Annotated in this window: 11 protein-coding genes; 5 read left to right on the plus strand and 6 right to left on the minus strand. The window is 57.8% G+C overall.

All coding sequences use genetic code 11. The annotated features are described in order from the left end of the window. Positions 1-774: YdiY family protein (locus tag A3730_RS20295; protein WP_231884005.1), on the plus strand; the 774-nt coding region annotated here is incomplete at its 5' end. Between the two features lie 339 nt (positions 775-1,113). On the opposite strand, the gene A3730_RS20300 is transcribed toward A3730_RS20295, so the two are convergent. The 4 genes from A3730_RS20300 to A3730_RS20315 all read right to left on the minus strand — a co-directional run bounded on the left by A3730_RS20300 (position 1,114) and on the right by A3730_RS20315 (position 5,659). After that, complete coding sequence (locus A3730_RS20300; RefSeq protein ID WP_063519402.1) at positions 1,114-2,496, minus strand: NAD(P)(+) transhydrogenase (Re/Si-specific) subunit beta; 1,383 nt, start codon at positions 2,494-2,496, stop codon at positions 1,114-1,116. 3 nt (positions 2,497-2,499) lie between these two features. After that, on the minus strand, positions 2,500-2,775 hold the full coding sequence (locus A3730_RS20305; protein ID WP_007151153.1) for an NAD(P) transhydrogenase subunit alpha: 276 nt from the start codon (positions 2,773-2,775) through the stop codon (positions 2,500-2,502). After that, a complete protein-coding gene (locus A3730_RS20310) occupies positions 2,775-3,998 on the minus strand; it encodes a Re/Si-specific NAD(P)(+) transhydrogenase subunit alpha (RefSeq protein WP_063519403.1) in 1,224 nt (407 codons plus the stop codon). The genes A3730_RS20305 and A3730_RS20310 overlap by 1 nt, the downstream gene beginning before the upstream one ends. 233 nt (positions 3,999-4,231) lie before the next feature. Then, entirely contained in the window at positions 4,232-5,659 is a 1,428-nt protein-coding gene (locus A3730_RS20315) for an AarF/ABC1/UbiB kinase family protein (RefSeq protein WP_063519404.1), read from the minus strand. 90 nt (positions 5,660-5,749) lie between these two features. On the opposite strand from A3730_RS20315, the gene A3730_RS20320 reads away from it, so the two are divergent. Together A3730_RS20320 and A3730_RS20325 are read left to right on the plus strand one after the other, a co-directional pair. Further along, entirely contained in the window at positions 5,750-6,520 is a 771-nt protein-coding gene (locus A3730_RS20320; protein ID WP_063519405.1) for an alpha/beta fold hydrolase, read from the plus strand. A 94-nt stretch (positions 6,521-6,614) separates the two neighbouring features. Then, a complete protein-coding gene (locus tag A3730_RS20325; protein WP_063519406.1) occupies positions 6,615-7,757 on the plus strand; it encodes an oxygenase MpaB family protein in 1,143 nt (380 codons plus the stop codon). A 98-nt stretch (positions 7,758-7,855) separates the two neighbouring features. On the opposite strand, the gene A3730_RS20330 is transcribed toward A3730_RS20325, so the two are convergent. Then, a complete protein-coding gene (locus A3730_RS20330) occupies positions 7,856-9,964 on the minus strand; it encodes a carboxy terminal-processing peptidase (protein WP_063519407.1) in 2,109 nt (702 codons plus the stop codon). A 163-nt stretch (positions 9,965-10,127) separates the two neighbouring features. Between A3730_RS20330 and A3730_RS20335 the strand changes: the two genes are divergently transcribed. Beyond that, a complete protein-coding gene (locus tag A3730_RS20335) occupies positions 10,128-11,351 on the plus strand; it encodes a nucleoside recognition domain-containing protein (protein ID WP_063519408.1) in 1,224 nt (407 codons plus the stop codon). On the opposite strand, the gene A3730_RS20340 is transcribed toward A3730_RS20335, so the two are convergent. Further along, positions 11,333-11,989 (minus strand): alpha-ketoglutarate-dependent dioxygenase AlkB, encoded by a 657-nt coding sequence (locus A3730_RS20340; protein ID WP_063519409.1) that lies wholly within the window; start codon positions 11,987-11,989, stop codon positions 11,333-11,335. The two genes, A3730_RS20335 and A3730_RS20340, sit on opposite strands and share 19 nt — an antisense overlap. A gap of 55 nt (positions 11,990-12,044) precedes the next feature. Here A3730_RS20340 and A3730_RS20345 point away from each other — a divergent pair. After that, positions 12,045-12,488: CorA family divalent cation transporter (locus A3730_RS20345; RefSeq protein WP_304439514.1), on the plus strand; the 444-nt coding region annotated here is incomplete at its 3' end.

The following is a 12,488-nucleotide window of genomic DNA, read 5'->3' on the forward strand; positions in this document are numbered from 1 at the left end:
ACAATCGCTGCCATGCTGCTGGCCGCCGGGCTTCCGGCGGTATCGGTGGCTGCAGAAGATGCAGCCACCGACGAGGGCAGTGAAGTTTCAAAGTGGTCCGGTGATATTGGTGTCGGGTTGTTGTTCAAGCGTGGCAACACCAATTCCGACTCTACCAATGCCAACGTTAATATGGCACGGGACAGCGAGAAATGGCGTCATACTTTCAAGGCTGATGCCAATAACGAGAAGGAAGAGGATCCCGATACGGAAGAATACAACCGTACGGATGAGAACTACTTCGCTTCCTACAAGCTGGACCGTAAGCTTGGCGAAGATGCTAAAAACTACCTCTTCAATGTGCTGACCTACCAGAAAGATAATTTTTCGGGGTATCACTACGAAGCCAGTTATGCCATCGGTGTAGGTCGCCGCTGGATTGATTCGGATCTGCAAACCCTGGATGCCGAAATCGGTCCGGGTTATCGCGTAAAGTGCCTGGAGCCCCAGGACACCTATATGAGTTGCCATAACTCGGAAGAAGATGCGATTGCCCGCATTGGTATCAAGTACGAGTTGCGCGTCAGTGACAACACCACCTTCAAGGAAGATTTCTCTACCGAGGTAGGTGAAGAGGGCGCGGATACACGGGCTGAAACGTCTTTGACCACGGCGATTAATTCCAGCTTTGCCTTGCGCCTGCGCCACTTGCTGGAACATAACTCCTCGGTACCGCCTGGCACCAAGGAAACGGATCATACGTTCTCTGTCGGTGTGGTTTACACCCTGCAGTAGAGCGGTTTTTCTGCGTCACAAAAAAGCCCCGGCCGGTAACGGTCGGGGCTTTTTTTGTGTTCATCGCGGAATTGAGCAATCAGCCAGCTTCAGAGCTTGTCGCATTGTCCCGCCCTGACAGATGCTGGACGACCGGAACCTCCTGCCCATCCCTCAAAAGAGATGCCGCAATAGCGACAGCCTCTCAGGCTATGGGGTTTGACGTCAGGCATCCGGCATCAGGCGTTAGGCTCTGGGCAAAACTCCGTGGGAAGGGCTCGCCATCATGGCTTTCTCTCTAAGCCGCGATGAGCCAAAAAAAAGGAGCCCGAAGGCTCCTTTCTTTGCGAAGGCGGTGGATCAGCCTTCCTTCAGGGCGGTGGTGATATCCAGCACCGCGCCTTTGCCGTCGCCGAACAACATCAGGGTGTTGTCCTTGGCGAACAGCGGGTTGGGCAGGCCGGCAAAGCCGGCGCTCAGAGAGCGTTTGACCACAACTACGGTCTTGGCCTTGTCCACGTTGAGGATGGGCATGCCGTAAATCGGGCTGCCTTTGTCTTCGCGGGCCATGGGGTTGGTTACGTCGTTGGCGCCCAGCACGATGGCTACGTCGGTCTGCTCGAAGGTCGGGTTGATCTGGTCCATGTCCTTGAGCTGGTCGTAGGGGACTTCGGCTTCGGCCAGCAGTACGTTCATGTGGCCAGGCATGCGGCCAGCAACCGGGTGAATCGCGTATTCCACCTCGATACCGGCGGCTTCCATGGTGTCAGCCAGTTCACGTACAGCATGCTGCGCCTGTGCCATTGCCAGACCAAAGCCGGGTACAATAACGACGCGTCGTGCGGTTTCCAGCATCATTGCGACTTCGTCTGCGGAGGTGGATTTCACCTTGCCGGCGTAGACTTCGTCTTCGTCCACGGCGTCGCCTGCTTCCGCCATTACACCAAAGAGCACATTGGTGAGAGAGCGATTCATGGCTTTACACATGATGCTGGTCAGGATCAGGCCGGATGCGCCTACCAGGGAACCGGTAATGATCAGGGCGCTGTTGCCCATGACGAAACCGGCCGCAGAGGCTGCCACACCGGAGTAGGAGTTCAGCAGGGCGATCACAACAGGCATGTCTGCACCGCCAATCGGCAGCACCAGGAACAGGCCCAGCACCATGGCTGCTGCCACCAGGCTCCAGAACACCATTTCGTTACCCGGGTTAACCACCAGGTAACCGATACCGACGAGAGAACCGATAAACAGGATGGCGTTAACCAGTTTCATGCCGGGGAAGCCCATGGGCTTGCCGTCGATGAGCTCCTGCAGCTTGGCAAACGCCACAAGAGAACCGGTCAGGGTAACAGCACCAATCAATACGGCCGCGCCGGTGGCGATGATGGATACCGTATCGTTGGCGGAACCACGGAAGAATTCCGCTGAGGCAACAGCAAAGGAGGCACCGCCACCAAAACCGTTGAGCAGCGCAATCATCTGCGGCATGGAGGTCATCTGAACCTTCTTGGCCATGATGGCGCCAATCAGGCCACCGACAACGACGCCGGCAATGATCACTTCGTAGGTAACGATATGCTCGTTGAGCAGGGTTACCACGGCGGCCACGCCCATACCGGCTGCTGCCAGCAGGTTACCGCGTACCGCTGTTTTCGGCTTGGTCAGCCCCTTGATGCCCAGCACAAACAGGCAGGCAGAAATCAAGTAGGCGATATCAATCCAGTTCTGAGAAACGTGCATGGTTTACTTCCTCTTGAACATCGCCAGCATTCGATTGGTGACCATAAAGCCGCCAATCACGTTAATGGTGGCCAGAACCACCGCGGCAAAGCCCAGCACATTGATCAACATGCCGGAATCAGACCCGGCCGCAATCAAGGCGCCCACCACGGTGATACCGGAAATCGCGTTGGAACCGGACATCAGCGGGGTGTGCAGGGTCGGCGGAACTTTGGTGATCAGCTCCACACCGAGGAAGATCGCCAGCACAAACAGGGTAAGTTGGGCTACGAAATCCATTACTTTTCCTCCTTGCTGTCCGCGTCGGACGCTTCTTCCGCGGCTTCCGGCTCAGGCTTGGCCAGAGCGGGGAGACCCAGAATGTCGCGCAGACGGGCTTGGGGAACGTCGCCATCGTGACTGATCACTGTTTCGGCAACGATTTCGTCTTCGAAATCCAGCTGCAGCTCGCCGTTATCGTCGATCAGCAGGTTAAGCAGGTTTTCCATGTTCTTGCCAAACATCTGGCTGGCATGGAACGCCACAGAGGAGGGCACGTTTTCCGGACCGATGATGGTCACGCCGTGCTTCACTACTGTTTTGCCGGACTCGGTCAGTTCGCAGTTGCCGCCACGCTCAGCAGCCAGATCCACAATAATGGAGCCGGGCTTCATGGCTTTCACCATGTCTTCGGTGACCAGGATCGGGCTCTTGGCGCCGGGAACGGCCGCGGTGGTGACGATCACGTCCATTTCCTTCACGACTTCGGTCATCAGCTCACGCTGACGCTTGAGGAAGTCTTCGCCCTGGGCCTTGGCGTAACCGCCGGAGCCTTCCGCTTCGCCGGTATCCAGATCAAGCTCGACCGGCTTGGCGCCAACAGACAGGATCTGTTCACGGGCAGCAGGGCGAACGTCGTAGGCCTCAACGACTGCACCCAGGCGCTTGGCGGTGGCACAGGCCTGCAGACCAGCAACACCGGCACCCATGATGAACACGCGTGACGGCTTCATGGTGCCGGCAGCGGTCATGTTCATGGGGAACATGCGTTGGGATTCGGTCGCGGCGAGCAGCACGCACTTGTAACCTGCGATCATGGCCATGGAAGACAGCACATCCATGGCCTGGGCGCGGGTAATACGCGGTACCAGCTCAAGCGCCAGGCCGGAAACTTTCTTTTCCGCCAGGGACTGGGCAAATTGCGGGTTAGCCAAAGGGTCGGTCATACCGATCAGCACCTGGCCTTCCTTCAGTTTGTTCAGATCCTCGTCACCGTTCTTGATGTTGCTGCCGGGTGTTTGCACCTGCAGAACAACCTGAGCGGAAGAGAATACCTCATCGCGATCAACCAGCTTGGCTCCGGCAGCTTCATAAGTGCTGTCCGGATAACCGGCAATATCGCCGGCGCCGCGCTCGATGATGATCTCGATACCTTGTTTTTTCAGCAGTGCGCTGACATTGGCAGGCGTTAAAGCAACGCGCTGCTCGCCAGGGCAGATTTCTTTGGGAACACCGATAATCACCTGCGTTACCCCCGTCTGTGGTTCGCAAATAATTGGCTATTCAGGAGGGAGGATATTGGCAACCCGAAACCTCTGAAAGCCTCGAAAAACGGCCGGTTCAGGTGAACCGGCCGATGAGCAGGGTGCTAACCTTATTGTGCACGTGCCAGCTTGGCAAATGACAAATGGTTATCGCACCGATAAGTGGGTGATAAATGAGCGTTTTGGCCTGTCAGCACCTGTAATCATGGGAATTACCCGCCCGGACTGATCGTTTTTCGATCAACAAGGGCGATATCGTCCTCTTCTTGCATGTGAATGAAAGGCTCAAGGATGGTGTTGCCACGGACCTCCGACTCGATTACATGCAAAAAGGTGTATGCGCCAAGCAGCTTGCGGGCCAGGAAGATAAATTCCTTGGGGGGTACATCGAAATGCACTGAGAGGGCATTGCGGCCGGCACGATTCATGATGCGACTGGGCAGGTTGCTCCTGCCCCAGCAGTACTCGCCATTCTCATTGAGCACGGCGGCCGGGGGCGGGAAACGGTCCGGGTCCTGCAACACTTCAACCGCTTCGAAGCAGAGTTCGGAGAACTCCTCGAGCAATTTGCGCGGGGCGTTACGGGCCAGGAAATCCAGGGCGTTGAGCGCCCGGATCAGCCGGTCAGTGTCATGGTAGAAGGAGGCGCGAATCATTTCCCGGCCCGGGCCAAGCACTTCGTTGTCGAAATCACGGATGGCGCCGAAATCCAGCAGCACGATCTGGTCTTGCTCCGGGGTTTCCCCAATACGCAGCAGGTAGTTGCCGAAATTCGGGTCCGTTTGCATCTTGTTCCATTCGAACACTTCCCGGCAGCACAGCTCCATGATGGCGCGGCCGATAAAGTTGCGGCGGGTCTGGGACAGCTCAAGGACGGCGGGATCGTTGACGCCAATACCACGCTCGAAGGTCATGCACATGATGTTGTGGGTGGAGAATTCCGGAATAATTTCCGGCACCACGAAACGCGTGTCATCGGCCAACGCGGCGCGAAAATGGCGGGTGGTGTGGGCTTCAAGATCATAATCCACTTCACGCTTGAGCATCTCGCGCACTTCATCGAGCCACATATTAAATTGCTCGGTCATGGGCACCAGTCGGCTCAACTTCAACAGGCGCACCAGCGCACGCATGTCGGAATCAATCGCGTCAGCCACGCCGGGATACTGGATCTTCAGACACAGTTCCTTGCCATCTGACTTGCGCACCGCCTTGTGGACCTGCGCCAGCGAAGCGGCCCCCAGTGGCTGCTCTTCAATCTCAAGCTCAGCCAGTTTAACTTCACCGAGCTGGCGTTTGAGGTGTCTCTCGATGGCGGGCCATTCCAGTGCCGTTGTCTGGTTTTCCAGTGTATGCAGTGCCGTGGTGACCTCTTCTGGCAGGAAGTGCTCGCCGAACAACGCCATCATCTGGCCAATTTTCACCACCGAGCCTTTCAGGCTGCCCAGCTCTTCAACCAGCTCCTGAGCACGGGCAGACAAGATTTCCTTGCGCCGGTCATCACGCTTGTCTTTAGCGGTGAACAGTGTCCCTGCGCTGGCGGTAGCGTACTTGGCGCCAGCCAGAAAGCCGGCTTTGGCCATGGAGAAGCGTCGCTCCACAGAACCTGTTTTAACCCGTTTTACTGTTTTACGTGCCATAGTCGCGAGGAAACTCCATTTGCCATCCTGAAAGCCGGTGGCATTCTAGCCCGTATTACCAAGCGGGTCATTGTCCCAAGGAGATAACAAATGGCGAGAACCTGGGTGTTATTGCGAGGCCTGGTTCGTGAAAAGCGGCATTGGGAGACGTTCCCGGAGCAGTTTCAGGCGGCGGTGCCACAGGACACGGTGATTACACTGGACCTGCCCGGTAACGGTGAATTCTGGCAGGAACGCAGCCCGACGCGGATTGCGGCCATGGTGGCCCATGCCCGCGAACAACTGCACGCCCAAGGACGCAGTGGCCCTTATCATGTGGTGGCGCTGTCGCTGGGGGCGATGATGGCGGTGCAGTGGCTTTGCCAGGCGCCCCATGAAATCGCGTTTGCCGGCCTGATCAACACCAGTGCCAGTCGTTTCAGTCCTTTTTGGCAGCGCTTGCGACCCATGAATTACCGCCGACTGTTGCGAGAGGCCGTGCTTAGCCGCGACACCCTGCGCAAAGAGACCGCCATCCTCGAGATTACCTCGAATATGCGCGAACGTGATTTTCTGCACGCCCTGGCGGAAAAATGGGCTGACTATGCCGCCTCGCAGCCGGTTTCGCTCAGTAACAGCCTGCGCCAGCTTCTGGCTGCCATGCGTTTCCGGGCACCGGTGGCGCTGCCGGATTCAGTGCCGGTAATCATTGTTAACGGGCAAGGGGATCGCCTGGTCAGCCCCAGCTGCTCCCGGCGGCTGGCCGCCGCCTGGCAGCTGCCACTGAAAATGCATGCTGAAGCGGGGCATGATCTGCCTCTGGATGCACCTCAGTGGCTTATCAATACGTTACTCGAGGGGGTAACAGATTCCGCTGTTTAGTGTATTGACCGCAACCGCCTGCTAACCTAAGTTCTATTCAGAACCCGTGAGTTCTGACATGGGTTCTGAATAGAACAATAATCAAGAGGTATGCATGGCAACGCCGCAGGAATTAACCCGTTTTGCAAAAGGTCCACAGTCACCCCAGGAAAGGATCTGGTGGGACCGCTATTCCCACGACAAGCTCAATGCCTGGCGTCAGGTGCAGGATCCGCTGGCCGATCGCTGCGCCGCACAGATTAAATTCACCCGCCCGTCCGGGTTGCTTGATGAAGTGGAGCGGCGGGCTGAAACGGAAGGGGGAGATTTCCAGGCCTTTCTGGATCATTGCTATACGGTACCGAGCTGGGTGGATTTCGAGGAAATGGAGCTGGGCCGGCGCATGTATCGTCGCAATGGGGCGCTACAGGGGCTAGTGCTGATGTGCTCCAGCCTGGTCGAAGGGTACGCCCACAACAAGCCCTCCCAGGTGCTGGTGGCCACCGGACGACTACAGAAGGATGTATCCCGGCGGATCTATGAAACCGGGCAGATGCTGCACAACATCGTCGGGGATGACGGCATTCGGCCCGGCGGGCTGGGGCACCGAACCCTGATGGAAGTCCGGCTGCTACATGCGGCGGTCCGGCAATTCCTGGCCAATAATCCGCGCTGGGACAATGAAAAGTATGACCTGCCGATCAATCAGGAAGACATGGCCGGTACGGTGCTGGAGTTTGATTTTATGGTGGTCCGGGGGCTCAAGCGTCTCGGGCTGCCGATTTCCAGGCGCGAACATGAGTCCATGCATTATTTCTGGCGCTATGCCGGATATTTGCTGGGCGTGAATGAGGCCTTGCTGACCAGCACACTGGAAGAGCAGAGCGTGCTGGCTATGCAGCTGACTTCGCATCTCTATGATCCCACGCCGGACAGTGAATCCCTGGCCAAGGCCTTGCTCAAGGACATGTCCGGCAAGCCGCCCTTTAATCTTTCCTATGATGTACTGCTGGCGTTCAGTCGCTACCTGATCGGTGACCAGGTGGCAGATGATCTGAATATTCACAGCACCATTCCTGCCTCTGCCGCCGTCAGGGTGGTGAAGACGGCGATCACCACAGCCAGTTTCGGCTTGCGCTTGTTGCCGGACCCGGCCAAGCGGGCACTGGAAGGCTTTAATCACCAGCTGGGCAGGCGCACCCTGAAAGCTGGACTGGGCGATAACCCGGCACGATGGGGCTTTAAGGCACTGGCCTGACGAGTACGCTGTTAGCATCGCGATGTGGCCAAGGCGCGCCACAAAAAAACCGGCTATAAAGCCGGTTTTTATTTCCATGGTCTGTGCGTTGGCTGAAATCAGCCTTTGCGGGCAACCTGGTTTTCCCGCAGCAAATCCATGTAATCCACCAGAATTTCACCAGTTTCGCGAACGTAGGGGTCTTCGTCCATGGCTTCATCATGGCTTTCCGGATCCAGCGCCCGCTGTTCTTCCAGGGTGCGCAGCTCCTTGATGCTCTCAAGGGGATCTTCATCGCGGGCCTGACGGCGGCTGTTTTCGATGGCCAGCCGTTCCTTGTCGAACTCGGTCTGTATTTGCGTGCGCGTTTTTTCGTTCAGTGAGAGCTCCGTTCGGTTACGGTTCACGTCGAGCAGTTTGCGCAGGGAATGCACGTAGACAAATTCCGGGTCGCTATCCGTGCGTTCTTCATGGCGCTGGCGCAGTTGTGGCAGGAAAGGCACCAGATCCGTGACACGCTGGAAATTGGCCGATTTGATTTCATCCCAGGGCAGGGCGTTAGGCAGTGAGCTTTCCCCCACGTCGTCCTTGTCTACCAGGGAGGGCAAATCCACATCCGGCACGATGCCCAGGTTCTGGTTGCTGGAGCCCGACACCCGATAGAACTTGGCATTGGTCATCTTCAGCTTGCCATGATTGAGATCCAGCAGGGTTTGCACGGTGCCTTTGCCGTATGTCTGGTCGCCGACGATCAGCGCGCGGCCATAGTCCTGCATGGCGCCCGCAAAAATCTCCGATGCCGAGGCGCTGTAGCGGTTCACCATAACAGCCATGGGGCCGGCGTACAGGACGCCGGGGAATTTGTCGCCTTCGACGCTGACCCTGCCACTGGATTCGCGAACCTGTACGGTGGGGCCCCGATTAATAAACAGGCTGACCAGCTTGTTAACTTCCAGCAGCGAGCCGCCGCCGTTGTTACGCAGGTCGATGACCAGGCCATCGATATTTTCCTTGCGCAGCTCCACCAGCAGTTTGGCCACATCGCTGGTGGTGCTGGTGTATTTCGGGTCGCCGCGGTGGTAGGCGTCGAAATCCAGATAGAACGCGGGGATTTCGATAATGCCCAGTTTCAGGTCCTGACCATTGCGATCAACGTGAATAATGTCTTTCTTGGCGGCCTGTTCTTCCAGTACCACCTTGTTGCGCACAATGGTGATGGTGCGAGTGTCATGCTCGCTGGGGCTGGCGGCGGGGATAATTTCCAGATTGACTTTGGTGCCCTTGGGGCCACGGATCTGGTCGACCACTTCATCCAGGCGCAAGCCGATCACTGGAACCGGCTCTTCTTCATCCTGGGAGACACCCACGATGCGATCCGCAGGCTTCAGTTGGCCGCCCTTGGCTGCTGGACCACCAGGCACCAGACGCACCACCTTGGTGTAGCCGTCTTCGTATTGCAGTACCGCACCAATGCCTTCCAGTGAGCGGCTCATGCTGATATCGAAGTTTTTTGAATTGTGCGGGGTGAAGTAGGTGGTGTGGGGATCAAATGTCTGCGTCAGCGCATTCATGTACACCTGGAATACATCCTCAGGGGTATTCTGCCTGATCCGCTTCAACTGGCTTTCGTAGCGACGAGTGAGCCGCGTTTCGATATCTTCCGCGCTGGAATCGTTGAGGCGCATGGAGAGCACCGCATTTTTCAGCTGGCGCTGCCAGATTTCATCCAGCGCCGCCTTGTCCTTGGCCCAGGGGGCATCCTCACGATCCACTCTTACCGACTCTTCGCTGTCGAAGGTCAGCGAATCCAGGTCATTGGCGATGGTTTCCAGTGACCAGGTCAGGCGCTCTTCCAGGCGCTGCTGGAAGCGATTGAAAATGGTATAGCCGCCTTCCAGCTGACCCTTGCGCAGCTGGTCATCCAGGATCTCGTTATAGCGCTGGAAGTCCTTGATGTCGGACGCCAGGAAATACAGACGATTGGGATCCAGGTCTTTCAGGTAGCGCTGCAGCACCTGTTCAGAAAGCTGATCGTCGAAATCCAGCTGGCGATAGTGATACTTGAGCTTGTCAGCAATTTCTTCAGCCGCTTCCAGTTGCTCTTCCGTCGGCTTCAGGTCGCCCTGAATATCCGGCGATGAGTCGTGAAGGGCGCCGCCGCCTTTGATTGCCCCACCCAGCAACAACAGGGCAAGGGCAAGAGGGAACAGCTTACGGAGTAATGACATACTGGCTCTCAAACAGTTTTTTTCAGTATAGCCGACAGCCCGGGAGCGGTCATTCAGGGTTGAATCGCCGGCTATCGGTGTAGACTATCGTGATGGCACGAAGTTGCAGTGCCTGGCGCCGTCTATCGGCGTAATTCTATGACCCTAGCGCACGGGAGATACTTTGCACAGACTGTTCAGCCTGTTTTTCCTGGCGGGTATCGCCGGGGCTGTGATCCAGCTCATGGCCGGGGACATGGAGGCACCGGGGCGCCTTATCAATGCCCTGTGGGAATCCGCTGATCTGGCAGTTGAAGTGAGCTTGGGCTTGATCGGGGTGCTGGCCCTGTGGAGCGGCCTGTTTCGCCTGGCGGAAGCCAGCCGACTGGCCGATCGGGTGTCCGGCTGGGTGACGCCGGTGCTGGCCCGTGTCATGCCAGGCATTGCCCGAACCCCGGAAGCCGCCGCTCCGGTGTCCATGAACCTGGCGGCCAACATGCTGGGGCTGGATAACGCCGCGACGCCACTGGGCCTCAAGGCCATGGAGTCACTGCAGAAAGACAACCCGTCCCCGCGCAGCGCCACCAACAGCCAGATCATGTTTCTGGTGCTCAATACGTCATCGGTGACTTTGGTTCCGGTCACGGTACTGCTTTTTCGCGCCCAGCAAGGCGCAGAAGACCCGGCGTTGGTGTATCTGCCTTTGCTGATGGCAACCACCATTTCCACCCTGGTAGGCGTGATTGTGACCGCCAGGGTGCAAAAGCTTCCCCTTGCCAGCCCGCTATTGCTCACGGTAATGGGACTCTGGCTGGCGGTGCTGGGTTTGCTTGGCGCCGTTGTTTTACTGGCCCCGGCAGAGGCCGCCAACACCTTCGCCAGCCTGCTGGGCAATGGCATTCTTCTGCTTGTCTTGAGTGTGTTCTTTATCGCCGCCTGGCGGTCCGGGGTGGATAGCTACGATGCCTTTGTCGAAGGGGCAAAGGAGGGCTTCACGCTTGCGGTGAAAATCATTCCTTACCTGGTGGCCATGCTGGCAGCCATTGCCATGCTGCGGGCCGGGGGCGTGCTGGGCTTGTTTCTGGACGGCATTCGCAGCGGGGTTGGCGTGCTTGGGCTGGACACCCGCTTTGTGGATGCACTGCCCGTGGCACTGCTTAAGCCCTTGAGCGGTTCCGGGGCGCGGGCCGCCATGGTGGATGTGATGCAGACCCATGGGGTGGATTCGCTGGCCGGGCGGATGGCGGCGGTGATGCAGGGCTCTACGGAAACCACCTTTTATGTGTTGACCGTGTATTTCGGCAGTGTCGGCATCCGTGATTTCCGTTATGCGCTGTGGTGCGGGCTTGCGGCAGATGCCGCCGGCCTGGTCAGCGCCATTTTCCTGAGCTACCTGTTTTTTGCCTGAACGGCATGGTCAGGAACAATATAACGGAAGGTCAGGTTGATACGCGGGGCCGGGCGGTTGCGGCGGCGGGGCAGGGCGTGTTCGAAGCTGGCCTGCACGCCCGGCGACATCAACAAAAGATCGTCATGATGTAGTGGCACACTCAGGCACTGGCGCTGGCTGCCCGGGCCTTTCGGCCGAAAAGTCAGCTCCCGGCAAGCGCCCAGATTGTAGGACGCCACCCAAGGTGTATGGCCCAGCTCCGGTTCGTTATCGCTGTGATAACCCATGCAGTCGTCACCATTACGGTACAGATTGGCCAGCACACTGTTAAAGGTTTTTCCGGTCACTTGCTCGACAGCTGTCTTGATCGGTAATAGTGCAGTAGGCCAGCCCGCTGCCGTGTGCGTATGCCCGGAATAGCGATAGCGCAGCCCGGCATTGCCATGCCAGGCGGTTAACCGCGGGACTGGGTGCTGCCGCCCATACACGGTAACCTTGGGTTGTTGCCAATCCAGAGTCTGGCTTAACGTAGCCAGCAGTCGGTCTGCTTGGGGTGGCCCCATCAAACCCGCCCAGTGATGCAGCTGCGCATTGCTACTGAGGTCGATAAGGGAAGCAGTTTGCCGAGCCTGAGGCCCGGTTGTCGGTAAACACATAACGGCTCTATAAAGATTGCCGGCCGCTGCCGGCGAGGATGATCAGGGAAACATCATGCTGCATATCTTTCGAATCGAAAATGGTGTCCTGCGCGAAAAGGATGTGGACACCATCATGCCGTCCCTGGCAGAAGACGGCAGCTGGATCGACCTGGTTGATGCCGAGGAAGACGAGCGGAACCTGGTCCAGCAATTTCTCCAGGCGGAACTGCCCGATTCCGACGACATGGAAGAAATTGAAGCCTCGGCCCGCTTTTTCAGTGATGAGCAGGGGCTCCACGTTCACTCCCTGTTCCTGTTCCAGTCGGAAGGTCGGGCCCGGACTTCCACGGTGGCCTTTGTGGTACAGGAAGGGCGGCTGCTCTCGTTCCGCGATTCCCGGTTGCCGGATTTCCGCTTGCTGCGCCTGCGTGTGCGGCGGGGCTGGGTCAAGGTATCGCAACCCCTGGACATCCTGCTGAGTATTCTCGACCAGAAAGTGGAAAATCTGGCGGATGCC

Source organism: Alcanivorax sp. HI0044 (assembly GCF_001634945.1).